The sequence below is a fragment of the Arenicella sp. 4NH20-0111 genome (assembly GCF_040366405.1).
Taxonomy (GTDB): Bacteria; Pseudomonadota; Gammaproteobacteria; order Arenicellales; family Arenicellaceae; genus Arenicella.
In genome coordinates, this window is sequence record NZ_BAABWF010000002.1 from 412,139 (window position 1) to 438,822 (window position 26,684).

General features: G+C 46.3%; 23 protein-coding genes and 1 pseudogene. 12 read left to right on the forward strand and 12 right to left on the reverse strand.

The annotated features are described in order from the left end of the window. The first annotated feature begins 6 nt into the window (after positions 1-6). Both ABWW54_RS05870 and ABWW54_RS05875 read left to right on the forward strand, forming a co-directional pair. Complete coding sequence (locus tag ABWW54_RS05870) at positions 7-1,041, forward strand: oxidoreductase family protein (RefSeq protein ID WP_353411118.1); 1,035 nt, start codon at positions 7-9, stop codon at positions 1,039-1,041. Beyond that, complete coding sequence (locus ABWW54_RS05875) at positions 1,038-1,934, forward strand: 3'(2'),5'-bisphosphate nucleotidase CysQ family protein (RefSeq protein ID WP_353411120.1); 897 nt, start codon at positions 1,038-1,040, stop codon at positions 1,932-1,934. Before ABWW54_RS05870 ends, ABWW54_RS05875 begins: the two co-directional genes overlap by 4 nt. Before the next feature lie 150 nt (positions 1,935-2,084). Here ABWW54_RS05875 and ABWW54_RS05880 read toward each other — a convergent pair. The 10 genes and pseudogenes from ABWW54_RS05880 to ABWW54_RS05925 form a co-directional block, all read right to left on the reverse strand. Further along, a pseudogene (locus tag ABWW54_RS05880) lies at positions 2,085-2,825 on the reverse strand (copper resistance protein B). Further along, positions 2,822-2,932: a multicopper oxidase domain-containing protein gene (locus ABWW54_RS05885; RefSeq protein ID WP_353411602.1), complete on the reverse strand. Its 111-nt coding sequence runs from the start codon at positions 2,930-2,932 to the stop codon at positions 2,822-2,824. The pseudogene ABWW54_RS05880 and the gene ABWW54_RS05885 overlap by 4 nt, the downstream one beginning before the upstream one ends. Positions 2,933-3,155: 223 nt before the next feature. After that, positions 3,156-4,250, reverse strand: a complete 1,095-nt coding sequence (locus tag ABWW54_RS05890) for an alpha/beta hydrolase family protein (RefSeq protein WP_353411122.1) — start codon at positions 4,248-4,250, stop codon at positions 3,156-3,158. 34 nt (positions 4,251-4,284) lie between these two features. Next, positions 4,285-5,535: a DUF3526 domain-containing protein gene (locus ABWW54_RS05895; protein WP_353411124.1), complete on the reverse strand. Its 1,251-nt coding sequence runs from the start codon at positions 5,533-5,535 to the stop codon at positions 4,285-4,287. Further along, positions 5,528-6,967, reverse strand: a complete 1,440-nt coding sequence (locus tag ABWW54_RS05900) for an ABC transporter permease (protein WP_353411126.1) — start codon at positions 6,965-6,967, stop codon at positions 5,528-5,530. The genes ABWW54_RS05895 and ABWW54_RS05900 overlap by 8 nt, the downstream gene beginning before the upstream one ends. A gap of 2 nt (positions 6,968-6,969) precedes the next feature. Next, a complete protein-coding gene (locus ABWW54_RS05905) occupies positions 6,970-7,680 on the reverse strand; it encodes an ABC transporter ATP-binding protein (protein ID WP_353411128.1) in 711 nt (236 codons plus the stop codon). An 18-nt stretch (positions 7,681-7,698) separates the two neighbouring features. Next, positions 7,699-8,121 (reverse strand): MerC domain-containing protein, encoded by a 423-nt coding sequence (locus tag ABWW54_RS05910; RefSeq protein WP_353411130.1) that lies wholly within the window; start codon positions 8,119-8,121, stop codon positions 7,699-7,701. A gap of 13 nt (positions 8,122-8,134) precedes the next feature. Then, on the reverse strand, positions 8,135-8,299 hold the full coding sequence (locus tag ABWW54_RS05915; protein ID WP_353411132.1) for a hypothetical protein: 165 nt from the start codon (positions 8,297-8,299) through the stop codon (positions 8,135-8,137). Positions 8,300-8,580: 281 nt separating this feature from the next. Beyond that, positions 8,581-9,780, reverse strand: coding sequence for an ABC transporter permease (locus ABWW54_RS05920; protein ID WP_353411134.1), 1,200 nt, complete (start codon positions 9,778-9,780; stop codon positions 8,581-8,583). Positions 9,781-9,782: 2 nt separating this feature from the next. Next, on the reverse strand, positions 9,783-10,478 hold the full coding sequence (locus ABWW54_RS05925; RefSeq protein ID WP_353411136.1) for an ABC transporter ATP-binding protein: 696 nt from the start codon (positions 10,476-10,478) through the stop codon (positions 9,783-9,785). Between the two features lie 105 nt (positions 10,479-10,583). Here ABWW54_RS05925 and ABWW54_RS05930 point away from each other — a divergent pair, with 105 nt between their 5' ends. The 6 genes from ABWW54_RS05930 to ABWW54_RS05955 all read left to right on the forward strand — a co-directional run bounded on the left by ABWW54_RS05930 (position 10,584) and on the right by ABWW54_RS05955 (position 14,627). Next, the gene (locus ABWW54_RS05930) at positions 10,584-11,171 is read left to right on the forward strand and encodes a DUF3299 domain-containing protein (RefSeq protein ID WP_353411138.1); all 588 of its coding nucleotides are present in this window, start codon (positions 10,584-10,586) and stop codon (positions 11,169-11,171) included. A gap of 9 nt (positions 11,172-11,180) precedes the next feature. After that, the gene (locus ABWW54_RS05935; RefSeq protein ID WP_353411140.1) at positions 11,181-11,780 is read left to right on the forward strand and encodes a ZrgA family zinc uptake protein; all 600 of its coding nucleotides are present in this window, start codon (positions 11,181-11,183) and stop codon (positions 11,778-11,780) included. Positions 11,781-11,784: 4 nt separating this feature from the next. Further along, a complete protein-coding gene (locus ABWW54_RS05940; RefSeq protein WP_353411142.1) occupies positions 11,785-12,246 on the forward strand; it encodes a transcriptional repressor in 462 nt (153 codons plus the stop codon). Between the two features lie 190 nt (positions 12,247-12,436). After that, positions 12,437-12,862 carry a phosphoribosyl-AMP cyclohydrolase gene (gene hisI / locus ABWW54_RS05945; RefSeq protein ID WP_353411144.1) on the forward strand — a complete coding sequence of 142 codons (426 nt, stop codon included), beginning with the start codon at positions 12,437-12,439 and terminating at the stop codon, positions 12,860-12,862. Between the two features lie 12 nt (positions 12,863-12,874). After that, positions 12,875-13,954, forward strand: a complete 1,080-nt coding sequence (locus ABWW54_RS05950) for a CobW family GTP-binding protein (RefSeq protein ID WP_353411146.1) — start codon at positions 12,875-12,877, stop codon at positions 13,952-13,954. 1 nt (position 13,955) lies between these two features. Further along, positions 13,956-14,627, forward strand: coding sequence for a DUF1826 domain-containing protein (locus tag ABWW54_RS05955; RefSeq protein ID WP_353411148.1), 672 nt, complete (start codon positions 13,956-13,958; stop codon positions 14,625-14,627). 85 nt (positions 14,628-14,712) lie between these two features. Here ABWW54_RS05955 and ABWW54_RS05960 read toward each other — a convergent pair whose 3' ends face one another. Beyond that, positions 14,713-15,906: an endonuclease/exonuclease/phosphatase family protein gene (locus ABWW54_RS05960; RefSeq protein WP_353411149.1), complete on the reverse strand. Its 1,194-nt coding sequence runs from the start codon at positions 15,904-15,906 to the stop codon at positions 14,713-14,715. Positions 15,907-16,228: 322 nt separating this feature from the next. Here ABWW54_RS05960 and ABWW54_RS05965 point away from each other — a divergent pair, with 322 nt between their 5' ends. The 3 genes from ABWW54_RS05965 to ABWW54_RS05975 all read left to right on the forward strand — a co-directional run bounded on the left by ABWW54_RS05965 (position 16,229) and on the right by ABWW54_RS05975 (position 24,210). Continuing rightward, on the forward strand, positions 16,229-16,531 hold the full coding sequence (locus ABWW54_RS05965) for a hypothetical protein (protein ID WP_353411151.1): 303 nt from the start codon (positions 16,229-16,231) through the stop codon (positions 16,529-16,531). Positions 16,532-16,662: 131 nt separating this feature from the next. Beyond that, positions 16,663-18,813: a TonB-dependent receptor gene (locus ABWW54_RS05970; RefSeq protein WP_353411153.1), complete on the forward strand. Its 2,151-nt coding sequence runs from the start codon at positions 16,663-16,665 to the stop codon at positions 18,811-18,813. 1,041 nt (positions 18,814-19,854) lie between these two features. Beyond that, positions 19,855-24,210, forward strand: a complete 4,356-nt coding sequence (locus tag ABWW54_RS05975; RefSeq protein WP_353411155.1) for a polysaccharide lyase family 7 protein — start codon at positions 19,855-19,857, stop codon at positions 24,208-24,210. 86 nt (positions 24,211-24,296) lie between these two features. Here ABWW54_RS05975 and ABWW54_RS05980 read toward each other — a convergent pair whose 3' ends face one another. After that, complete coding sequence (locus tag ABWW54_RS05980; protein ID WP_353411157.1) at positions 24,297-25,604, reverse strand: sigma-54 interaction domain-containing protein; 1,308 nt, start codon at positions 25,602-25,604, stop codon at positions 24,297-24,299. Between the two features lie 156 nt (positions 25,605-25,760). On the opposite strand from ABWW54_RS05980, the gene ABWW54_RS05985 reads away from it, so the two are divergent. Continuing rightward, positions 25,761-26,657 carry an MBL fold metallo-hydrolase gene (locus tag ABWW54_RS05985; protein ID WP_353411603.1) on the forward strand — a complete coding sequence of 299 codons (897 nt, stop codon included), beginning with the start codon at positions 25,761-25,763 and terminating at the stop codon, positions 26,655-26,657. Positions 26,658-26,684: the final 27 nt, after the last annotated feature.

Genomic DNA, 26,684 nt, shown 5'->3' on the forward strand with positions numbered 1-26,684 from the left:
AATGCCATGTTGCCAGCCATTGCCAGTATTGTCCTAGAGGCAACCGGAGCCCAGTCAATTGAAAATTCGTCAGTAATCCAGTCTTTATGGAGTGGCTACGGACACATTGTTCGTCTTAGCCTGAGTGGTGGTGCGTATCCATCCGTCATCCTCAAGCATATAAAACTGCCAGAAGCAGGCAGTCACCCGCGTGGATGGAATACTGGGCTGTCTCATCAGAGAAAAATACGCTCTTATCAGGTTGAGGCGTATTGGTATCAACACTACGCGGTAGATTGCGCACAAGATTGCGTTGTTCCAGAATGCTTGAGCGTTAAGGTGTTAGAAAATGAGACTTTTCTGGTGTTGACAGACCTTAATGCAGCGGGGTATGACGCCAGAAAAAGTAGCGTTGAAGCGAGAGACATACAAGCTTGCTTAGCATGGTTGGCAAGTTTTCACGCCACTTTTATGGACACTAATATGGGCACTAATATGGGCACTAAAGCGGATGGCTTATGGGAGTGCGGAACCTATTGGCATCTGGATACTCGGCCGGATGAATTGGCGGCATTGAGTGATGTCTCTTTGCGTGAGGCGGCGCCGCTAATTGATCAGAAACTGCGACAATGTCGCTACCAAACGTTGGTGCACGGCGATGCTAAGCTGGCTAACTTTTGCTTCAATCTAAATCACCTGACATTAGAATTTTCACTCGCGGACACAACACTCGGCGTCGCTGCAGTGGACTTTCAATACATTGGGCGAGGATGTGGCATGAAAGACGTGGCTTATTTCATCGGCAGTTGCTTGAACGAACAAGATTGCGAAGCGATGGAAAGCCAACTTCTCGATTTTTACTTTTCAGTTCTACGCCATCGACTTGCGGAAAAGGGTCTCGGCGTAAACGTGCTCGAATTAGAACGGGAATGGCGCGACCTCTATCCTGTCGCCTGGGCTGATTTTCATCGGTTTATTAAAGGTTGGAGTCCTGATCATTGGAAAATCAACAGTTACAGCGAAAAACTCACCAAACGAGTTATTGAAGACTTACAGCCATGAGTACCAGATTTACTGCAGCGCAATTGCAGAACTTGTGTCGCGCAGCCATTGATGCCGGGCAAGAAGCTGCCCGATGCATTGAAAGCGTTGATCGCCATGAGCTTAAGCGATGTTTTAAAGACGCAGGGAGCACCGCGGCTTCACAGCTGGTCACCGACGTAGACATGCGCAGTGAAGACATTATTCGTCAACGACTCTTAACTATCTCAGAATCATTGGACATTGCCTTCGTTGGCGAAGAATCCTGCTTGACTGCATCTGTCGATGCACGCGCGCGCTTTGAGAAAGACTACTTTTGGTGCGTGGACCCGCTTGACGGTACGTTACCGTTCGTAGAAGGCCGGCCAGGCTACGCCGTCTCGATCGCGTTGGTTGAACAATCCGGTCAGCCTGTGATCGGCGTTGTTGTTGACCCAACTCATCAGACTGTCTATCACGCAATAGCAGGGCACGGCTGCTATCGGGATAAGCTGCCTTTAACACAACTCAAAACAGAAGAGGCTTCAAATTCGTTACTTGTTTACTCTGATGCCAGTTTTAAAACACATGCAGACTATGAATTGGCTGTGAGCGCTTTAGAGCAGTGTGCCCGCCATCTAGGACTGGATGGTGTGGTGTTCAACTATGGCAACGGAGCGGTGAAAAACGCATGTAAGGTGCTGGAGGCGCGCCATGCTTGCTACGTAAAACTGCCTAAAAAGGAAGAGGGCGGTGGCAGTACTTGGGACTTCGCTGCCACGGCTTGTCTTGCCATAGAATCTGGAGGCTGGGCCAGCAATGTGCACGGTCAACCTTTGGCGCTTAATCGTCGTGGATCGACGTTCATGAATCACGATGGCGTCGTTTTTGCGTCAAATAAGGAAATTGCGCATTTTTTGATCAATGCACTCTAAGCAGTCAATAGACTGTTAGGTTACGAGGTGGAGTTCTTGAAATGAACCTGAAATCACCAGAACGAATCAGTCGGGTGGCGATTCGGCTGATTGATTTTTGGCTGCTCCTAGTCGAGGGCAAGCCTGCGGACGCTCAGTCAACCGGCTGGCTTAAAACCAGGAATGAACGCCTAATATTGCGGTTATCTCACCGCTTGAGTCGCCTCCTGATTTTACCGGGCGCCTCGTCTCTCCTAAGGTCTGGTGAGCGGAGACGCCGATGAATGGTTGGAATTTTCGATTGCCATCTGCCTCATGGCCAAGCCGAAGGCTAAATTTAACTTCCGACAACCCAGATTCTTTGCCATACGCAGGGTTATTGTGGCTATTTGCGACGATGTCTTACTCCGGTGTTAAGACCCATTCTTGTGTGAGCATAACTTTTTTCTCTAGTTAAATCAGCAGCTTAGAGCTAGAACGTTCACCTAAAAATAGCTTAGCGCCCACGTCAACTAAATAAGGCGCGGTACCAATGTAACCGAATGACACCCAAGTTCGAGCGCTTTCTTTTGGGTTGGGCTTAAGGTCCTGCCTGACACCACACTGTTGATCTCAGGTCGTATAGACTGCGCGGCTGTAGACCAGTTCAATATTGGCTTGCTCCACGTCGATTCCGTCCCCGTTGTGCTTGTTGGCTTCGCCGGAACTCTTCACCCAAGTTTTGCTTAAATCGCAGCCAATCCAGGCGACCATATCCGATTCTAGGATGTCTTCTTCGTCGGCTGAAAGGTATTCAAATTCAGACATTACTTTGACCAACAACGGGTCATCGCCCATGCCAGCATTTGCTGAGCCGGTAAATACAGGTCCAATACTCAGTAACAACAATGCGGAGATTCTATCTATTCTCATGATATGCGTACCTCGCGAAACATGCCGAGCCAGTGAATAGAGCTGTCCACTTCCATATTGTTTTTTACATTAACAGTGATCGTGTCTCCTTCCTTCCATCTGATGATGGGGCGGGGTCAGTTCTATTTAACTGCGGTAGCTTGATGGCTCTTGCCAGTAAAGTTTACAGGCAAATAGCCAATGTTCAGGTTTAGCAAATTAGCCGTGAGGGTGTTTTGAGCTCTAGAAGCGCGCAGTGCACGTTCGGCAGCTAGGTTATGCCTACTGTGACCAAGCAAGGCTTGCGGCTGTGGTGGAGCCTGCCCGGTGACGAACTACAGCCTCTATGGTCTATCTTGGTTTAGATAAGTGTTTATTCAATGACTCGATGACCTCATTTAAATATTGATTATAGCTGCCGCTCAATACATGCCCTGATTCAGGGTAAAGATGAAATTCTACCGAGTGATTTTCATCAAGTAAGGTCCGAGCATAGTGCAAGGCGTCTTGCGCAGAGGTACGAGAATCCTTAGCTCCGTGAAGTATGAGAAAGTGTGGCCTGCCTTTAATTTTCGTTACCAATTCAATTGGGCTAATGCCCGACAACAAGGCATTTTGCTCTGAAAGTGGTAAGGATGCCCACCCATCCACTAATAATGGGTAGACGTGTTCATCAAATTCTTCGCGACGCTTATCTTCAACAAGGTTCGCCACCATGCCTTGCATTATTACAACTCGAACGGAGTCTGATCGAGTGGTCATGAGTGCCGCGAGCGTGGTTCCTCGGCTAAAGCCCCAGACAGCGATGTTGTTCGCATCGAGGTTGGCGTTGGCGCGTGTTACGGCATCGATTAGATAGAAGCTGTCGTTCACATCTCCATAGCCGAGGTCCGTTTTGTCACGTTTTCCAGCTTCTATTTCTGAGGCGTTCTTCGAGTCGTCTTTAGGGCTTCGGAAGTCGCTGGCTAACACCATAAAGCCTTGTTGCGCAACCCGGCACAATGAGAGCAGCTCAAACGGAACGATTCTGCCCCATTTAGCAAAGCCACCTCGATTAAACACCACTATTGGCAACTTATTTTTACTTCCCTTGGTCTTAATGGTCCAGCCTTTGGTGAGTCCATTCGGGCTTTGGTAAATCACTTCCGAGAACAAGGTTTGATTAGGGTCGAAACATGAGTCGTACAACTCTTTCGGAAAAGACGATCTAAGTTCGTGGTCGCTCCACGGTGGCGTCGCAAACTTGCTGCCTTTCATGAACTCAATAAACGCCTCGTGATCGTCAAAGGGTGACTTGTACGCGGTGCTCTTGACTATTTTGGATGTATTCAACGTCAGACCGTCTGGCTTTTCAGAAGCCGTTGCAGGATTGAACGTTGTTTCTCCCGAACATACAGTGAGATACAAGAGCTGTGAGATTGCCACAATTAAAGTCTTTATCTTCATTTGCTATTTCTATCTATTCGTTGTTTGGCTATTTTTAACGACTGCATTCACGAAATATTGGGAGTTCTTTCATGCGCTCATCTGAGAACACTGCATCTCCGAATAACATTGGGTAATGAAATTCACGTAAGCTTCGGTGGAACTGGCGAACACAATCGTCGTAACGCAGAAAGGCTTGAGTGTCGGTGTTTGCGGCCGATGCGAGAAGGCGTTGAGTTAATAGTGTTGGTGACGCCAATGAAATCATGCTCATGACAGCATCGCGTTTAGCAATACCCGCGCGCAAAGCCTTTGACATCGACTCCACTGATTGATCGCCTACTTGTTGAAAAGCGTAGTACCATCTCCATTCGAAAGGTTGAGTCACGTCTGGTGTGTTATTCCATTCAGGGTGCCGCTCTAAGAAAGGCGTCATGGTATTCGTTTTTGGTAGGTCCCAGGCATCATTCACTGTTTCTCGTTGAGTCAGTAAAATCTCTCCGCCATTTGGCACCAAATTATGCTTCTCGGTTAGGTGCTTTCCTCCAACGGGAATGGCTACAGCGATCGCAAACCAAAGCCCTAGTAGTACCGCCGCTGTGGTAGGTCCTGACGCAATACGGGTAAAGGTAAAGTAAGCCATGACACACCAAAATAGGCTGTTTAGCGCAATGGCAGCTATGACAAGCAGTGTGTCTTTAGCGGCGACACCGCCAATAACTACCGCAATCAGGAAAGGCAGGAGCACAGCGAGGTAAAGTAAAACCGTTCTCAGTGCGGCTCGTACCATCAATAGACGGTTACCGCTTCCTGACGTCGCTGATAGAAATGCCCAGCGATTATTGCGTAACTCGACGGCACGCAGGTCATACAAAAATAGTATTGATAACAAGGGCAACAATAACGCAGCCACAAAAGAAAAATCCAGCTTGCCTACCTTTGACAGTTCCGGGTTTGCCGTGTCAGTTTCGTATATTTGTCCTTCAAGGGCCAACATACGGATTCGGTGCTTCCAAGGCAGATCATCTCGAACGCCACGTGATATAAACGCCAACGCAGAGGGCGAGCTGTATGTGAAGTGGAAGGCATAATAGGCTGCGCCTCCTGCGTCACTTTGTTTTGCTAGGTTGTATTCTCGGTCTTGTGCTACCAATTTTTGAGTGCGCTCAATTAATGCACGCTCAGAATCAGACTCATTCAGTCCCATGATTAAACTGTAGGAGGACAAGAGTGCGATGCCGATCAGTCCAATGAAGACCACGCGGTCTCTTAAGGCAAATTTCAATTCACGAATTAAACTATCCATAATTCACCTCGGGCAGGCGTCGCGCGCCAAGTATGCCGACAACGGAAAACAGTATCAACCAAGTGAATAGCAGGATAGCGCTATAGATCATGCGACTAAGTCTTATCTCGCTGGGGTCGGCGGTAAAATTGAAGTCTTTCAAGACTCGCCAATTCTCAGCATTTACGCGGGTGCGGCGTTCTGAATCTGCGTCACGGCTACGATTGATGTCGTCTGCATAAGACATTTGTTGTTCATGCATCTTATTTAGGTCTTGAACGAACTGGAATCGAGTAGCCTCCGCTTCTCGTAAAAAACGATGGTGAGTTTTGCCGTCTGTGCCGGCGGCGATCATCGATGCTGATTGCAATGCGATAAATGGCGAGACGAACTCGAACGCGCGTACAAATTGTATTTGGGCTGATTGATTTGCCATACGTTTGGCTGCGTATTGATTGAGAATGTCTGTGAGGTCTGCTTCGGCTGCCTGAGCAACTACGCCGCGAAAATTAATGGGTAGGTCTTCCACCTTGTCAACGCCGTATTCTTCTAGCAAGTTTGCTCTGAGTCTATTAAATGCTGGATCATTAGCATTATGACCATCGCCCACAGCTCGGAGCGCTACGATTACGTCCATGTCCGTTTCGATCTGGCTATTGGTCGGAATGACGGTGTTTGCCGCACTGACCACGACTCGTGGTAGTAGGGTGCACAAGACAATCCAGATCACCAGAAGAGTTAACAAAGATAGGGAAGTGCGCGGTACCCAAGTAGAAATGGCGGTGATAATTAATACCCAGACTAACGAATATATTAGATACAGAATAAAGAAAGCACTGGCGATGCTCGAGTTTGCTCCGAACATGACTGTGCCGACCAATAGCGGGGCTAGCAACAATAAGGCGACGCCGATCAATGCCAGTGTTTTACCAGCCCAAATAGAAACAGGTGAGATACCAGAGGTCACCAACTGCCTGTCCGTGGCCGACTCTCGTTCACGAGAAACAACACCAAACCCCATCACAATCAACACCAATGGTACCAATAGTTGATAGACCAGAGCTGGGCTTAAGCGAGAGAATGGTCCAGCTTGAGCACCGTCGTAACTCGGCGAAAATGTCGCGGTGTTTTGGCGGTGACCTTCCAAGAAAATGACGGTGCCCGTATACGGGTCTACGCCAGGATCAAGGGTGGCCAGCGGCGTAGGTGCTCTAAACACATAATGCCCGTAATGAACCATTCTATGTGGATGTCTAGCGGGTTGATCGCGAAAAGTTTCCTGCGCTTTTACTTGCAGGCCTTCACGCAGCTGCTTTTCTTTCGCGACTTGGCTTGAGGTGGCAAACACCGAAATACAGATTAGAACCAGTGCTAGTAGGGCGACCACAGCCGCTAATTTGGTTCGAAACCAGTAGCGCCACTCCTGGGCTGCTATCGTAATTACAGATTTCATGGTTATGCCTCAGACGCAAATGCATGATGAACTTCATCCACCGAAATACGTTTACCCGCAGGGGCGATGAAGTTGCCGACTAAGTGACCGTCTTTGAGCAGCCCTATGCGGTCAGCTACCTGGCAAGCACCGTAAACATCATGCGTTACCATCAACACTGTTGCACCGTTTGCTGCCAAGTTTGAGATTAATTTATTAAATTCATCTATTGCTACTGGATCGAGCCCTGAAGTAGGTTCGTCAAGAAATAGAATTGGAGCTTGCCTTAAAATCGCGACCGCAATAGCCACTTTTTGGCGCATTCCCTTTGAGTAAGAAGACAAGTATTGGTCGCGAGCCTTACTAGCCAAACTAACTTGATCCAAGGCGGCATCAATATCGGCGGCTGAACGCTGAATTTTCGCTAGAGATAGGAAATAGTTGATGTTCTCTCGCGCACTTAAATGTGGGTAAAGGTTAGCGGATTCAGGCAAATAGGCGATTGCTTTGCGCGCTGAGGCGGTATCAAAATCAACTTCTATTCCATTAATCCTAGCGGCCCCTTCTGACGCCTTTAATAGACCAAGGAATGCCAGGAGGGTAGTTGATTTTCCTGCACCATTTCCACCCAACAAGCCAAACACTTCTCCCTGTTTTACTTGGAAAGATAAGTTATTGACCACGTTGTTGTTGGCGCGGCTAATGGATAAATTTTCAGCTTCAATTATAATCATTGTCATTGACCTTGTTTGTTAACAGCTGCAATCAGTTGTATCGCGGCAGAGTTTGAAATTTCGTACGTGGGCTAACCCTATGAGTATCCCTCCAGCTACGGTAAAAACCCTTTCCCAGAGGTGCTCCAGCCCCAATACTTCGGATGCTATCCCGAGCAGCAGAAAGCTCAATCCTATAAAACCTAGGAAAAGAAATTGAGTTCTCTTATGTTGCTTGCAACCCATGCCCAGAGCGAAGATGCTCGATGGTATTACGGCGAGAACCAGCCAAAAATGCAGTGTTTCTCCTCCTAGAAAAGTCGGCATCAATACGGGCAGAGCCAAGAGTAATAGCGGTGAGAATAAGCAATGTATAATACACAGCATTGATATACTGATTGCGAGTCGATCAACCCAAGGGATGGAACGGATAATTGCGCCGTTTAGTAATTCTGATGTCATTGTGAGTCCTAGACTAAAGCATGTCTTTAGCAGTCAAACGAAAGCTTTGTTCGGTTTTTGCTGAACCTAAGTCGATACAAACGAACAGAGCCAGCATTCTTCGTCTAATAGAGTGTTCTGCAGCCGCGTTGTGGACGGCTAAGTTAGTAGCGGCTAGCGCCAAATATTTAGTTTTCATTTTTTGGATTTTATTTTTTTGGGGTAATCGCTTTTGAATCAACCATCACAAACTAAAGACGTTTGGTGACCAAATAGCAGAGAACCTTAAAAGGCGTCATACACTTTGCTGCGTTGCTGCGATGGGAGTGCTCTGATCATTTATAAGCGCAAAGCGATCATGTGCAGGCTTGGTGTGATAACGTTTAATTTAATTGGGTTGGAAAGTTGTCTGTGTAAGTTCATGCAATGATTATCACATGTTATAGTATAACATTGCAATAATGGTTTTGAACCATTGACTCAATATGCGGTCTTGGCTTCTTTGTACGCCTGAAAAGCGGGCAGTGAAGCCGCTAGCGCCGTAATAAACATCATTGAAAGTAGAATCGATAGACTGTTCATTGAAAAGGGAGTGGTGCTAAGGTGCAACCCAAACTGTTTTGATATTTGGGATTGCGATATGGAGAGCGAAACACAGAGTAGTGCACTGCCAGTGAACATGCTTACTAGACTTACTAGTAGCGCTTCAAGCTGAAATAGAAGAAAAAGAAAAGAGGGTGGTGCGCCGATGGTCCGCAATAGTGAAATTTCTTTGCGACGCTCTCTAATCGACGACGCTAATACCGCGGTTAAACCCAGTACGGCCGCAACAAAAACCATGGATGAAATTAACAGTAGGGTGTTCTCTAACATTGACATCATGCGCCAGAGTTCAGATAGCGCGACGCCCGGTAAAATAGCCATCAGTGGTTCTTCTTGCATTTCGTTAATGTGGCGCTGAAGCTTGAACGTGGAAATGCGAGATTTGAGCCCAATGATAAACGCCGTGATGCTCGAGGGTTTTAATTTGGCGTGAGTTGATCCGATACCTTGATGGATTGCTTCTATGCCCTCTAGTCCAACATGCACTGTTTGATCAACCGGGGTGCCCGTCGAGGTGAGAATACCCGTGATCGTGAAAGGATTTTCGTCGTGAATGGTAAAGCTCGTGTCACCAATTCCATGTGATAAGACAACTTTGTCGCCTAACTTGTATTTTAGACTTGCGGCAACCTCGGCACCCAATACGACATCAAAATTGCTCCGAAACTGATTGCCTAGTTCGAAGGACAATGATTGTTTTCTACCGTATTTAAAGTATTCAAAATAGTCGTTGTTTGTGCCTAGGACTCGGAATCCATTATGAGAATCTCCTAAGGAGATGGGAATGGTCCAGTCGACATCCGGCGCTGCGGCGATATTTTGGTATGAGCGCCAGCTGATGTTGTTTATTGGCGATCCCATTCTGAATACCGAGTACAACAAGAGGTTGAGGCGGCCGCTCTTGGCTCCAACGATCAAGTCCGCACCAGAAATGGTGCTCGAAAAGCTTTCCTTAGATTCTTTGCGAATGTGTTCTACCCCTAACAACACGAAAATACTGATGGTCAGTGCGAAACAGGTTAACAACACTGAACTTTTTCTATCGAGTAAGCTCTTAATGGCAAGTCTTAAAAGCATGTCTAACTCTCTGTCTTGTTGATGTCTGACATGGAGTCAATGCGGTCAAAATAGCGACTGAGTGACAGGTCATGGCTAACGAAGATCAGTGTCGTATCATGAGTCTTCGTCGCTTCCATTAAAATTGACATGAAATTATCTCTATTGCTTTGATCCAGTGATGAGGTTGGCTCATCGGCAATGATGATTTTCGGTTTGTTTATAATTGCTCGGGCAATAGCAATTCGTTGTTGTTGGCCAATACTTAACTGACTGATAGGCTTATTCCAATGTGATTGACTAATATTGAGCTGTGCAAGAAGCTCGACGATTTCAACTTTGAAACGTTTATTGCTCGTATTTGAGCCAAAATGTAATGCCAGCTTTATGTTATCTACGGCAGAAAGGTAAGGTATCAAATTGAAGTTTTGCGCCACATATCCTATGTGTGTAGATCGAAATTTGTCTCGTTCTCGACCATTCATCTTTTCCAGGGTATGGCCAGCCACCGTCATCGCACCCTTGCTTGGGATAAGCAGTCCACTTAATAGGTTTAACAGTGTTGACTTCCCGCTGCCTGAGCTACCAACAAGCAATACATGTTCTTGATCAGATACACTCCAGGACGGTATGTTTAGAACACATCGACTTGAGTCGGTTGTATATGAAAAAACAACTTGGTTTAGCTCAATGAGTGGTCTTTGATCTTTAAAACTCATAAAGAGTCCTGCTAGTATTCTTCACAATAGTGTTATAGTATAACATTGCAGTTGACTTTATCACAACGCATCAACTTTAATTTGCTGGAAACTCATCTACGTGACATGAAATCTAAATGGCTGGGAATTAAGTTCTTCTGGATGGCGGCAGGTTTTTTGCTGGTCAGTGCCTGTAGTCAACAGGCTGAAGTGGGGGCCCTCGAATACAGAGAGCTTGGATGGGAAGACTTGAAACCCGTTGAAGCAAATCCTGCGAGCAGCGGGGCCGATTCAAACATTGGTTCTTTGGAAATAATCGATAATAGATACACAGACGATTACTACTCAGATGCGTCTGGTTTAGGGGGAGGGTACTATGGTGCTCCGCCGCAAGCCTATTCTTCAGAAGTCATCGCTGAAATGGACGGTCAAAGCGTCAGGTTGCCTGGTTTTATTGTGCCGGTTGAGTTTGATTCTGGAAACTCTGTGACTGAGTTTTTTCTGGTGCCGTATTTTGGTGCTTGTTACCATAAGCCACCGCCACCTCCCAACCAAACAGTATACGTAATCAGCACCGAGCCAATTAAGTTCGATAGTATTTATGACCCGGTTTGGGTTCAGGGAGTGATAGAAACTAAACAAAATGGCAACAGTATTGCAATGGCGGCCTACAGCTTGAATTTTCATAAACTTGAATCTTTCTATGGTTCTTAAGGAGAGCATGTGAAAAAAAATCTGTTAGCGTTTACCGTTTTTTCTCTGATTTACAATGGTGGTGTCTGTGCAAGGTCTACCTCGCATGAAATCCATAACCACGGTGCGGGGCGAATGACCGTGGCAATTGAGGAGGGGGCAGTCCAAGTGCATTTAACATCCCCTGCGGTAAACTTCTTAGGGTTTGAATATAGTCCAACATCTCAATCTGAAGTGGATAGCGTAGTCGCTTCCAAAGCGGTTTTGAGTTCGCCGGAGAATGTGTTGTCAATTCAAGGTTCAAATTGTTCTATAAGTCGTGTTCAAGTCTCTGTGCTGGGGCCCGCAGGGAGACCTAGGGTGACCCAAGAACATCACGACCAAGAACATCACGACCAAGAACATCACGACCAAGAACATCATGGTGATGGTCGTGAGCCAAACGAGCACAGCGAGATTGCCGCTGAATATTTGTTTTCCTGTACTGACAATCAGGTTCCTGACTCTGTAAATGTACATTTATTTGCCAGATTCCCCGGGCTTCAAAAAATTGAAGTTAATTGGGTATCGGAGTCCGGTCAAGGAGCAGGCATTTTGCTTCCAAAATCTTCATCCATTGAGTTTAGGTAAAGACATGAACGCGGCAAAGGCGATGGTGGATATAGCTGAAAAGGAATGTAAGGCGCATGGCGTGCCGATCACTGAGAAGCGAGTCAATTTATTTTCGATATTGCTGCAAACCCAAAAGGCGGTATCAGCCTATGAGCTCGCCGACGAGTATGAACGGATGTTTCATGAACCAGTCCCTGTTGTGACGGTTTATCGAGTAATGGAGTTTTTGCAGCGTGAGCATTTGGTGCATAAGTTAGAAACTGCGAATAAATTTATCGTTTGCTCGCATATAGATTGTAAGAAGAAACACAGTGCCTCTCAGTTTTTAATTTGCAGAGAGTGCTTTACAGTCAAGGAATTGAGTGTCAATTCTGGTAAGTATGAAGAACTCAAGTTAATGATCCAGCAGGCTGGGTTTCTTCTGGATAGTCCACAGTTTGAGCTAAATTGTATCTGCCAGAGCTGTCACGCAAAAGAAGATTAGATCAATCGAAAGTGCGGTTTCTATTGCCCTGTTTATTTTTGGCTTCTTGTTTGATTTCTGAAAGTCATTTGAAAGTGAGTACGAATGAGTAAGACAATTGAGACGGTGGAGATTGCAAAAGGTTCGAAGGTAGAGCTTTGCGGTAGGCTAGAAATATCAAAATCGAGAAGTATTAAAATGAGTAGTCGAAATGGAACGTAAATATTTCCAACACCTCGAAAATGCGTCAGCGTCGACTGAGATGGAACTCATGGACGTCATTAGTCAGTTAGGGTTTGACCAGAGGGGTCTGTTGCCTGTCGTGACTCAGGATGCTACTAGCAAAGAAGTGTTGATGTTGGCTTGGATGAATGAACTTGCGTTAACAGAGACGCTGGCCTCAGGGTGCGTGACGTATTGGTCACGCAGTCGAAATCAATTGTGGGTCAAAGGGAAAACCAGTGGGCATGTTCAGGAGTTGGTGTCGCTTTCGATTGACTGTGATGGTGACGCTATTTTGTGTTTGGTAAATCAAACAGGGGCTGCTTGCCATACTGGTCGTAGGCACTGTTTTTATCTCCACGCAGACTCTTTGAATCAAAAGGTCGCGGTGGTCGACGCATCGTTAACCGAGTAGTTTTACGATCTTATGAAGCAAAACACAGAAAAGATATTGGGTGTACCGACCAATATAGTCACTGGTTTTTTAGGCGCTGGGAAAACCTCTACCATACTGCATCTTCTTAAACATAAACCCAAACACGAGCGCTGGGCAGTGTTGGTAAATGAGTTTGGTGAGATTGGCGTCGATGGCGCGATAATTGAAGGTGAGTGTGCCCAAGATGGAAAGGTGTTTGTGAGGGAAGTGCCAGGTGGATGTATGTGTTGTACTGCCGGGCTGCCTATGCGTGTAGCGCTGTCTCAGCTCTTGAGGCAAGCGAAGCCCGATCGTTTACTGATCGAGCCTACTGGGTTAGGTCATCCTAAAGAGGTGCTGGACACCCTTAATGAAAAGAGTTTTCAGAGTGTGTTGACAGTTCAGAAAATCATCACGTTGCTTGATGCAAGGCAACTATCAGACCACCGTTATGCCGAACATGATACTTTTCGTCAGCAAATCGCCATTGCTGATGTCGTTGTCGGTAACAAGCAAGATTTATACAGCGAGCAGGATAGGGCTAAGATAACGGATTACTTGGGTGAGCACGGAGGCGGTGATGTCACGCTTGTGTTTTCCGAACACGGTGTGATTGATAGTTCGTTGCTTGATGGGCCTCAATCGGTTCGGCCCCCTGACTCGTTTTTAGAGTCTTTGAATGAACTCGAGTCGGCAGGTCAGTTAGAACCCTCCTTTCCTGAAAGTGGCTTCATCAGGGCTCAAAATAAGGGGGAGGGTTATTTGAGTGTGGGGTGGCGTTTTGCACCAAGGTTTGTGTTTGATCACACCAAATTGTATTTATTCTTGAGTGGTATTAATGCTGAGAGACTGAAAGCGACGTTTATTACCGATAAAGGTGAGTTCGTGTACAACTATTCGCAAGGCGCCCTGACTGAGGTGGCGTTGGAGCAGTTGGGTGAAAGCAAAATTGAGATTATTGCCCATGAACTAAGTCAGGACTGGGAGGCAAGTCTATTTCGATGTGCAAACCACGAGGGTTTGGTGTCACGCGTGCACCCTGATGAGTCGTCCGAAAAAACTAACTTCCGAGATAACTTAATTGATAAATAATATGACCATTCCTGCCAGACATGATCGACAATTGAATACTAAGTTCGAGCGTGAGCCAACAAGCTCTACACAGGCTGATGTGCTTGCCGATATATATAGAGACGACGTTAATATTGCTACTTGGCAACGTTCTGTGCCGCCTGATTTATCGGCCGCAGCTCAGCGAATCATTGACTCGAAGCCCTTTTTTAAAGTGTCGACCTCAGTCAGTCAATATGATGCCTATGATAGTCTCTACGACGTTTTAGGAGCTAATAGTGACGCGCAGCTTGTGAGCGATGACGTGGCGGAAATTGTCGTCATGTTTTGTTGTTTGTTTGATCTTGAGCAAGTCGGCTTAAGACTTGCTACATTGGATCGGGCAATGTGTCCGAAATTCCACGTGGATCGAGTGCCTTGGCGCTTGGTAACTACTTACAGTGGCGTAGCCACGGAATGGCTTAGGCACGAGGTGGTGGATCGATCTAAGCTGGGTGTTGGCAGCAAGGGTAAAAGCGACGAAGAGTCTGGCTTGTATTTAGAAAGCAGTGATATACATCAACTAGAAGAAGGTGACGTCGCACTACTAAAAGGTGAATCTTGGTTGGGTAACGAGGGGGGTGGTTTAGTGCATCGCTCGCCTCAGCTTTGCGATACACAGAAACGCTTACTATTGACATTAGATTTCGTTTAAAGTCAGTGAAAATGTCTCTAAAACCTGATCAACGAATTACTGCTCGCTGATACTCAACTGGATTCAATGTGCGTTTACCTGACCATCAATCGAGTGCTATGTCTACCCATACGAGTCGATGGTCAGACGATGCTTTTCGTGTTTCGATGAGAGTGTACTGAGGGTGATTTTTGTCAGGCCAAAAGATGCCACAATTCGTTGTTTTCAATCCCAGTCTCGAGGGCAGAACATAGTCTACCCTCAATCCCCATGCGGCAGTATGTTCTGAGGCAAACTGGTTGTCGGGGCGAGCCAGCTGGCCAGCGCTCGAGCGGGGCACGCAACTTGAATCAACCAAGGGATGGTCGGTCAGTTGGCGTATAGCGGTTTTAATTGAGTCCCCTTCATCGGGGGAAGAATTGAGGTCACCCATGACCACAAATCTGGAATCTTTGTTTAACCCTCCGACTGTCCCTTTGTCATCTTTTAGATAAGGTTTATCGGAAATATAGTCGTTGATTAATCGAATTTCATCATGGTTGCGCTTTCCATTCCTGTCTTCATCTCCGTCAAAAGTCGGTGGGGTGGGGTGCGCAGCAATAATGTGCAACTTGCCTTTTTTGAGTTCTATCGGAATATCCCAATGTGATTTTGACGACAATCTTAGTTTGTTCCATTCTTCATTTGAATACCAGGGCGAGCCGTCTCGATTATATGGTTTGAGCGCGTCAGGCATGTCTTTCCATAAAAACGATTTGAGTGTCCTAATTTCTTTATGTTTAATTGGGTGTTGCGATAACAAGGCCATAGCGTACTGCCCAGGATAATACCCAAAGCCATAAGCATCGCCGGCAACGCCGGTTTTGGTCCCGTTGTTATCCAGATCAAAAGGACTGGGCACGCCGGTATTGACTGGTGCAATGTAGTAGTACGGGTAGTCTATTTTCGGTTGCGAGTTTTGTGAGACATTCAGATAGTTCTTGATAAATAACTCAATACCTTGCTCTGGGTCTTTGATGTAATCAAACTCGTTAAGAAGAAGCACGTCAGGTCGTGTACGCTGAATGATCTCAGCTATGTTTCTGATTTGCGGATGATCCCCGTTCGTGAGTAGTCTTCCTACAATCGCCGACCGAGTTGGATCTTCAGCAATGTCATTGCGGGAAAGGTAATTAGTTGCTTCTATGCTGACATTGAACGTAGCAAGTCTCAGAGTTTCCTGGTTTTTACTGGAAGAGTAAGCAGAAAGCCAAGATATGACGCAAATTAAAATATAGATTTTTAGGGAAGAATTACTCATTTAGTTACCGTATTACGGTTATTCCACTCTCAACCGAGGATATTTTGTTGTATGAATTATAGATGCAATTTGATGGGTTGTAAGGGTTGTAAGGGTTAAAGAGGGCTTCGCTCTGAACTGGAAGTTAAGGTGAAATGCAATTTTTCTATCTATGTATGTTATGTTATGTTATAGTGTAACATAAATAGAGAGTGCTGATGTGCGTTTACACTCGGTGCGTTGTGCTTGTTGTTCGAAACTAAGTGGCGTCGAATAGGTAGGTATGCGATTTGGTGAAACAAAATTGGTCAAGCGTCATGGCAAGTAATCCGCCTTCAATTAAATGAATCCTTTGGTAAGCAAATTATTGTTGGCATTGGCATTGGCATTGGCATTGGCATTGGCATTGCTCGTGACGCAAAGCGCTGTGTCGTTGCATGACATTGAATGCATAGATGGCGAGCACGAACATTTGTGTGAAGTTTACGCCACTCAAGACCACAGTGCCAAGCATAGTGAGGCATCAGGCCAGTCGTATGCCTTGCTGAGTGATACCAAGCCGGATTGTTACTTTGCTCTTAACTCAAACCTTCTCTTTAACCAGCCTTATGATTCTCGAGCACCTCCGTTGCACTGTCAGGATTAACTCGGATACCCCAATTGAGATTGAAAAAATGATCTCAGTATTTAGAATTATGGCTCACCATATCGACGCTAATGCTGAGCCCTCCATTACGCGCGATCTGTAAATCATCAGTCCGCTTTAGGTAGAGAATCATGTTAAAAAGAACCCATATCGCTATGTTTGTCCTCGGACTGACTCAGCCGCTAGTCAGTCTGGCTCAAACTGATACTGGCTCAGAATCGCCCCTAGAAGAAATCCATGTCGTTGCACATCCCTTGGCAAACAATGGAACAGCCCAGTCTTTGAGCGTTTTAGCCGGAGATGAACTAGCGCGAGAAGTACAGTTTTCGCTAGGTGCGACATTATCTGGGGAGGCCGGCATTCAATCGGCCAGCTTTGGCTCTGCGGTCGGCAGGCCAATAATTCACGGTCTTGCCGGGCCCCGTGTCAAAACAACGGAAGATCGAATCGATACGCTTGACGTGTCGGTTACCTCTGGTGACCATGCCGTGGGCATAGAGCCCTTGATTGCCAACCAAATTACGGTACTTCGAGGGGCAAGTACGTTGCTGTTTGGTAGTGGTGCAATAGGGGGAGTCGTGGACGTGTCAACCTCTCGAATTCACGATGAAATGATAGATGAAGCGACTGGTCGTGTTCAATTTCGGGCAACTGATAATGCCAATGCCACGAATGCGGCTTTTACGATAGATGTGCCATTGAGCGACAATGTGCTAGTCCATTTAGACGCTTTTTCAAGCGATGCCGATGATTACGATATTCCGGGTTTTGCTGAATCTGCTCTTCTGATGGCCGCAGAAGAAGCCGAAGAGCATCACGAAGACGACGATCATGACGAGCACGATGGCCAGCACGATGGCGAGCACGATGGCGAGCACGAAGATGAGGAGATCTTTGGTGTGCTAGAAGGCAGTCGATCCGAACGTCGAGGAGGGGCCATTGGGTTCAGTTTGATCGGAGAGAGTGGTTTTGCCGGCATTTCAATCAGTTCGTTAAACGCGGACTATGGACTTGTGGGCGGTCATTCTCATGGCCATGAGGAAGACGGTCATGAAGATCATGATGAAGAAGAACACGGAGAGGAGGAAGGTTCTGAAGAGCCTGGAATGATTGACCTTTCGCAGACTCGTTTCGATATTCAAGGCCAAATGAACAACCCAATCAACGGAATCGAAAGTATGAACTTTCGACTCGGTATTAATGACTATGAACACAATGAGTTTGAATCTAACGGTGAAATCGGAACGCGATTTAAAAATAAAGCGTGGGAAGGTCGAGCGGAGTTACGGCATGAATCTTGGTTTGGTTTCGATGGAGCACTGGGTTTGCAGCTCGGTAAGCGCGAGTTCAGCGCGGTCGGTGAGGAAGCGTTTGTGCCTCCCGTTGATAGCGAAACTGTGGGGCTCTTTTGGGTGGGGCAACACACGTTGGATTGGGGTGAAATTGAAGCAGGAGTTCGGTTTGAGCAGGTTGAGCACTCGCCTTCCTTAGAGCAATTGCCGGACCTCAGCTTTGACTTGTTCAGTGCATCACTGGGTTTGGTCCATTCAATAAATGACAGGTTTAGTCTGTCTGGCATGGTTGATCTTTCAAGTCGCGCCCCCACAGCTGAGGAGCTCTACAGTAATGGAGCACACTTGGCGACGAATGCGTTTGAGGTTGGTGATCCTAATTTAAGGGAGGAAGATGTAGTCGGCTTCACACTATCTTCAGGTTACACCGGTGACTGGCTTAAACTCAATGCTAGCGTTTATACCATGCAATTTGATAACTACATCTATGAAATCGGTACTGGTGAAGAAATAAATGAGCTGGCCGTATTCCTATGGCGACAAGACGACGCTTCCTTTACCGGTGTAAATCTAAAAGGGCAGCTTCATCTCGCTTCGATTGGTAACGGTGATCTAGACCTTAATTTTATGTTTGATGTCGTGCGTGGTCAGTTGGATCAAGATGGCGACAACTCTAATTTGCCTCGAATACCTGCTGCGAGGAGCGCTCTCGGGCTTTCTTGGAAGAGCGATTTTTGGGAAGTCGGCTTGGACTATTTACGAGTGAGCAATCAGCGTCGTGTCGCTGGCTTCGAGCTGCCCACGGATAGTTATGAAGATGTTAGCCTCTTTATCCAGCGAACAATGGAGTTGGCGGGTAACGACCTACACCTGTTTTTGCATGGTCGCAATTTAACGGACGATGAGCAAAGACATCATGGCTCAATTGTTAAAGATTTCGCTCCGGCAGCAGGGCGTCGTTGGGAGGTAGGAGTTCGTATGGACTTTTAGATGTAAATTCGAATCGCCCGTTTATGCCGCTGGATAAATTCTTACGCCGATGCAACCAGAGAATTCTGTCTCGGCGTATTTACAGTTAGGCACGCACGTTTTGCTTCTTAGTATCAAGAAGTAAAACGTGCGTCCTTCGTTCGGCGATCATTTTTTTCTTCTCCAGATGCTGACTTGTGACAAACAATGAGAATCTGATTGGTGAAATCACAGCTGACATTGAATTTTGATGATGCTTATATTTTGCAATAATTCTAATTAGCAGATTCAATCATTTTTTTAGCAGGGAAGTGTCGTTGCATAAACCTAGATCCCTCAATAACCATCAGTAATGTCGCTACTTATTGTGACTGGGTTTCCATCGAAATGGACCTAGGGCTCAATTTACAACGCCGAGGTTCACCCTTACGACCTTAGCTTCCAACCCAAATTGCCTGAATTAACTCGCCCTCATCTAGCACTTACCGAATCCACTTTTCGTTGTTTACGCGTAATTGCTTTCTACATAGCTTATATTGGTCTTACCAATATAAATCAATTTGTTTTACCTATTTCATTGACAGATATCAGGGTTTGATATTAAATCACTGCACGTCAAAGTTTCTCATTATCTTTCACAAAGAAAGCCGAAGCAGATAACAATACCTATTTTTCAAGCTAAGTATGAAGTTTAATTGGTAAGTATCTATAATATAACAATAAATTTGTTTCCGGTTGTCTTTAGGTGATGAACGTTCTGGCTAATCACAATGTTGTACAGTTAATTCCCTACAAATATTGGTATGACCAATACATTATAATTAGTAAAATATAAGATTATTTTTTGTCTTACATTATTTATTGATAGCGTTTGATGCAGATGAATAGGGAAGTGCGTTCTTTTTGAATGTATGACGTTGTGTCAAAGGAGGAATTTGGGTAGTTGAAAATTCCTAAAGATAGTAATGCTAATACCTGGCCTTTTAAGAGTATCAGCATGATATGGATGGCTTCGCAATGTGTTCCATATGTCTATAAATTCAAAATAATGAAACATTACTAATGAATATCAAATACTTAACTAGGATTTTTGTTTTTCTTTGGGTGGTCTTCTCCGCCTCTGTTTACGCCACGAATGTGGTCGATGATGATTTTGCGATAAGCGGCACCGCCTCGACGGATGCTGCCTATTTTGGGTCAAGCACTGGTGACGCGATCGAATTTAACGCAAATTCGATTGGTTTAGTTAGCGGGTCCTCTGGGCGACAGATTCACGGCCTTTTTGAGACTCAAACGTTGGCCAACGCTGGAGACTCATTGTCGACCTCGGTCACGTTCAGTACACCTGCTACGGTTGCGATAGGCAATGAAGACATTCGTATTGGTCTGTTCGATCACTTAGAGCGTAACACGGCAGACCAACTGGGTCAGAACACCTCTTACAGCAGTTCTAGCCCAAACCCTAGTTTTTCTGGATTACCTGGGTTTTACGTAGAATTAGACATAGAAGCCGCTGATCCAGCGACTGATTTGGATATTCGTCGTTCGGATCCATCCGCCACAGGACGCCTACTGAGCACTACATCAGGATTTACGGCTTTCGGAAGCGGCCCCGATCTGGGTTACGTTATTGAGGCTAGCACCGAATATACGGTTGTGTTAACAGCCACGAGAACGGTGTCCGGAACGTTAGATATTCGCGTGGATTTCAATGGGGCATCACATACATCAACTGATTTGGCCCCAGCGTCTTACAGTTTTGGTATGTTGGCAATGGGTGTTTCCAGTGGTGCTCTGGGTTCATCAAATACGGCGGGTGTAGACCCCAATATTATTAATGATAACGGTCTTGATATTACCCGAGTTAGTGCTGAGTTTACTCCCGGAGATCCAGACGTCATCGATAACCCTGATGATGGGTCGGACGGTGGCACTGGCACCGTGGTGTTTGCAGAAGTTGTTGACGACGTTTTTCTAATTGATGGGACGGATCCAGCCAACACTGACGCATCCTATTTTGCGTCAAGCACCACAAGCGCTATCGAATTTAATGCTGATACAATCGGATTGGTAAGTGGGTCGTCGAGTCGTCAAATTCACGCTCTATTTGAAACCCAGACTTTGGCAGCAGCGGGGGACTTTTTAGAAGCCACGATCACATTTTCCACGCCTGCTACCGTTGCGGTCAGCGGCGAAGATATCAGAATTGGGCTTTTTGATCATTTGGAACGCACGTCTGCGACTGAGTTGGGGCAAAACACCAGCTACAGTAGCAGCGCGCCCAATCCGGTCTTTGAAGGCTTGCCTGGGTTCTATTTAGAACTGGATGTTGAAAGTACTGACCCAACGAGCGACTTGGATATCCGTCGGTCCGACCCCAGTGTGACAGGCCGATCCATTTCAACGTCATCAGGCTTTTCCAGCATTGGCAACGGACCTGATATCGGGTATGTGTTTGCATCAAACACCGAGTATACGGTGGTCTTGAGGGTTACTCGAACCGCCGCCAGTACATTGGATATTCAGGCCGAGTTTGCTGGCGAGACGTTTACGGCGACTGACTTGGTGCCAGCCTCCTTTAATATTGGCATGCTGGCTGTTAATGCGTCTTCAGATGCGTTCGGCACCTCTAATACGCCCAGCGACCCAGATAACGGAATTGATCTTGTCAGTGTTTACGTGGAATCCACTACCACTGAGGGTGCTGACACGGGTGGTGGTGATGGAAATGGCGACGGTGACGGCGATAGTAATGGCAGTGACGTTTCCTTGGTCGTTGTCTCAGATGATTTTGCAGCGAGCGGGACAGTTGGAGCTGATGCCAACTATTTTGCCTCAAATAATGGTGATGCGATTGAATTCAATGCGGATTCCATCGGTATTGTCAGTGGCCCATCTGGGCGACATATCCATACTTTGTTTCCAACGCAGTCCTTAGAGAGAGAAGGGGACCTACTCAGAGCGACGTTAAGCTTTACTACGCCACAGACGGTCTCGATTGGCGGTGATGACATTCGAATAGGGTTGTTCGATCATCTGGGTCGAGATTCGGCCTCGGAGCTTGGTGCAAACACGAACTTTAGCTCGGCCAGTCCCAACCCTCTGTTTGCTGGTCTGCCTGGTTATTACGTCGAAATTGATGTGGAAAGGTACAGCCCATTGACCGATTTAGAGATTGGACGTTCCACTCCGACCGTAACAGGCCGTTTATTGAATACAAACGGCGGCTTCGCGCGCGAAAACGGTGAAGATATTGGGTATACCATTGTTCCGGATACGGATTACACCGTTTACTTGACCATTGAACGTACGGCGGATGGTCTCGATGTCTCTGCGAACTTTTTAGGCAGATCATTCTCTATTAGCGACTCGGCTCCACTGTCAACTGAGTTTGGAATGATGGCAATTAATGTCTCCTCCGATGCAATGGGCACGTCCAATGTTCCGGGCGAGCCCGACAACGGCTTGGATATCACTAACCTTAATATTGAGTTCATTCGATCATCGGTTGTTGATGACAATCTAGGCGATGATGGCACCGTCGATGTTGATATGGATTACTTCGCGTCAAGCACGTCTGACGCGATCGAGTTTAATAGCAATTCTATAGGCTTGGTTAGCGGCTCATCTGGTCGCCAAATCCACGGGCTCTTTGATTCACAAATTCTGGCAAACGCGGGTGATGTGCTTGAAACATCAATTTCATTTGTTACCCCAGCAACCGTAGCAACAACAGGGGAAGATATTCGCATTGGTTTGTTTGATGCTTTAGGGCGAACTGCGGTTGATCAACTTGGCCAAAATACCAGTTTTAGTTCCTCAGCTCCGAACGCTGATTTTGCAGGGTTGCCTGGCTTTTATCTAGAATTGGATATTGAGAGCGAGGACTCAGGAACCGATTTGGATATTCGCCGATCTAACCCTTCAGCAACAGGACGCTTATTAACAACGTCAAGTGGGTTTACTTCGCTCGGAAACAGCGACGACATTGGTTACGTGATAAGTCCAAATACTCAGTACACCGTTGACTTTACGTTGCGCCGAACCGACGCTGACGAACTGGAGATTGTGGCCAGCTTCTTAGGTGACTCATTTACTGTTGTTGATGCGGCCCCAGCATCGTTTAGTTTCGGAATGTTGGCTCTGTATGCGAATTCGAATGCGGTTGGTTCCTCTAACAGTCCTGGAGGCGATCCGACGTTAGTAAATGATAATGGCATCGATATTACCGACGTTGCTGTCAAATACACTCGTTTTTTCAGCCCTGAAGTTGTAGACCTTCCGCCGGTTGAGCTGCCTATCGGTGATCATCCTGATATCGAGTTGATTCCAACTCTTCCTGAAGGCGTGTTTGTTCCACCGGTGACGACTGAGTTAGTGATTGTTTGGAAGCGCGTTACTAAGGTTATTCGGTTCTTCGGTCGCACTTATAGAATAAGGTTTTGGGTTCCAGTTCTGGTTAGACGTCCCGTTGACGTTGAATACACAGAGGCTGAGAAAAACGCATTGCATTTTGACGTTAATCCAGAGGTTCAACCATGGGAAAACTTTGACCTAACTGGCTGGGCCTTAGATGCTCCTAATGCAGATAACGGCCCCATAACAACGCCGGCGGGTAATGTGTTTGGAAACGGAGATGGGTTTTCAGCGCGTACTCAGGATTTCAATTTTGTGGCGGGTGAATTATTTCCAGGGTCAGAGCCATTCTTCTTTAGTGGCTCAGATGGGGCGATGGTATTTAAGTCGACTGTTGCTGGTTCGCGAACCTCTCAAAACACCAGTTATGTACGCTCGGAGTTGCGCGAGATGTTGAGAGCTGGTGATGTTAGTTTTAGTACACAAGGCGTTGGGCCCAACAACTGGGCTTTAGATCATCAACCCGTAAACCCAGATATTGGTGCACGGGGCGGCAGCCTTAAGGCAACGTTGAGCATAGATCAGGTTACGAGCACGGGCTCATCAGGGCAGGTGGGTCGAGTAATAATCGGTCAAATTCATGCGGAAGATGATGAGCCGCTACGACTCTATTACCGGAAATTACCTGGCAATACCAAAGGCAGTATCTACGCCGTTCACGAAGTTCGTGGTGGTGACGATATTAATATTGATATTATCGGAAGTCGCGCTAGTGATGCAGCTGATCCTGTCGATAATGGAATTGCTGCTGGCGAGTTGTTTTCATATGAAATCAACAATGTTGGAGCCATCATCGAAGTGGTGATCCGCAGGGGAGATAAAGATGGAGAAATTATCGGTCAGCTTGATATTGATATGGACAACATCGTTCCAGGCGGTACTGGATATGACGTGATTGATGAGTGGATGTACTTCAAAGCGGGTGCGTACTCTCAAAACAACACCGGAAATGCTAACGACTTTGATCAAGTGCGCTTTTATCGCCTAGAGAACACTCATTAGAGTTCAGCAATATAGGCGCTAGTCTAGCGTTAGGTTTTGGTTGGGGCGGTTTCAAGTTTGAATCCGCCCCTCAGCAAACCTACTTGTTAGCTTTTGAGCTTTCTGTAGAGAGTTCGTAAGCTGATTCCCAGTTCTTCAGCTACCGCGGGTTTGTTTCCATTATTTTCTTTGAGAAGCCATGCGATGTAAGCTGATTCATTTTCTCTTAATACGTCTGGATTTGATGTTCTTTCTTCCACCTCCTGTGTGGTTGATGTTTTCATATCAAGCGTGATGGATTCACGCACACTATCTTCACCAATTAGGTTTGACTCGCTTAGGATAGCGGCTCTTGTTAGTAGGTTTTTTAATTGACGTATATTCCCTGGAAATCTGTGCGCCATTAACAGCCTTAAGGCTGATGGTGTCAGGCGAAGTTTGTCGTTTTCTTGACGCAGTAGATGCTCAACCAGGTCTGGCAAATCCTCTCGGCGGTTAGACAGTGAGGGGATATTGATTGGAAATACATTGATTCGATAGTACAGGTCCAAGCGAAATGTGCCTCCTTTGACCATGGCTTCGAGGTTTCGATGTGTGGCGCAGATTAGCCTGAAATCAGATGTTTTGACCTCAGTGCCGCCCACTGGCCTGAATGTTTTGGTTTCGATGAGTCGCAGCAATTTTACTTGCGTCGATGGTGAAATATCGCCGATTTCGTCTAGGAATAATGTCCCACCATCGGCCATTTCAACTAGTCCTTTTCGGTCGTTGTACGCGCCTGTGAAGGCGCCTTTTCGATGTCCGAATAATTCGCTCTCTATTAGAGTTTCGCTGAGACCGGAGCACTCGAGTGTTACCATCGGGTGTTCTTTGCGTTTGCTGGCAAAATGAGTGAGTCGGCTTATTAATTCCTTGCCGGTGCCAGACTCACCCAGCAATAGAACTGAGGCGTCTGTTGTCGCCACCTTGGTGACTTTAGCCAGCATTTCATTGAATGCTTTACTGCGACCAACAATTTGTTTGTCGCTGGGCCGTCCGCTTGCCAGAGGCACTGGTTTTAAAAGCTCAATGAAAAACTTCAAGGTATTTTTTTCATCGAAGATAGGGATCATTTCTACATCAACATGCTCTTTGCCGTTTGGTGTCTGATGTATGTGAAGCACTTTTTCTTTGCGTTTTGACTCTCGGGCCGCTTTTAAAGGGCAATCTTCCCCAGCTTGATCGCAAGGACGATCATAGCCGTGCGAGACCGCAAAGCACTTAGGTGAATCTTCAAGTATTATTTTGCCGAATTTGCGTCGATAGGCGCTGTTTGTCGCTAAAATTTGGTAGTCCGCACTTACTAATATAGCGGGATCATCATACCCTTCAAGCATTTGGCTTAAGTTGTCTTGTGACATTACATAGATACTCATGACTTTGTTTGTCAAAAGAATGTCATATTTGTCAATCGATGTCACTTCTGGCTGAGCGTTGATTTACAAAGTCGTCATGAATCAATGACTTGCATCGTAATGACACATTGGCATGCTGTTTGCTACGTCATTGAAAATAAATCAGCTAAGTTGATCATGAAACAGATTGCTCATCCAGAAGTTCTGACCTTTTTTGAGGACAATTCAAGCACCTTCTCTTACATTGTCATTGATCCAAATTCTAGAGATTGTGCGGTTGTGGACTCGGTGCTAAATTTCGACTACGCGTCTGGAAACATTCATTATGAAAGTGCCGACCAAATATTGAACTGCATTCAACGGCGAAACTTGAATGTGGTGTACTTGATAGAGACCCACGTTCACGCCGACCACTTATCGGCAGCACCCTACATTCAAAGCGTGACAGGTGGAAAGATCGGCATCAGTAAGCACATTGACTCCGTGCAGCGAACGTTTGGTGAGGTATTTAACGAGCCAGCAGAATTCAAGCGCGATGGAACTCAATTCGACGTGCTCTTTGAGGACGGGCAAACCTATCATATTGGTTCTATCGAGGCTGTTGCAATTCATACGCCAGGCCATACGCCGGCTTGCATGGTCCACCTAATGGGAGACGCATGCTTCGTTGGAGATACGATTTTCATGCCGGACAGTGGGTCAGCGAGGGCTGACTTTCCTGGTGGGGATGCTCGGTCATTGTATCAATCAATCCAAAAAATTTTGAAGCTACCGGATGAGACTCGTCTATTCATGTGTCACGATTACCAGCCGAACGGTCGCGCTAGAGCCTTTCTCACCACCGTGTTAGAGCAAAAGAGAAGTAATATTCACGTTCGGCATGGAATTTCCGAAGAAGAATTCGTTGCAATGCGTGAGGCGCGTGATGGCACCCTAGGCATGCCGAGTTTGATCTACCCGTCGCTTCAAACCAATATGAGAGCTGGGCACTTTCCGAAACCAGATACCAACGATATTACTTACTTGAAGGTTCCAATATCGGGCCTGAAGCAATCCTTGATCGCGACTGATTAAGAATAGGCGACGTAAGAGAGCTGGTTG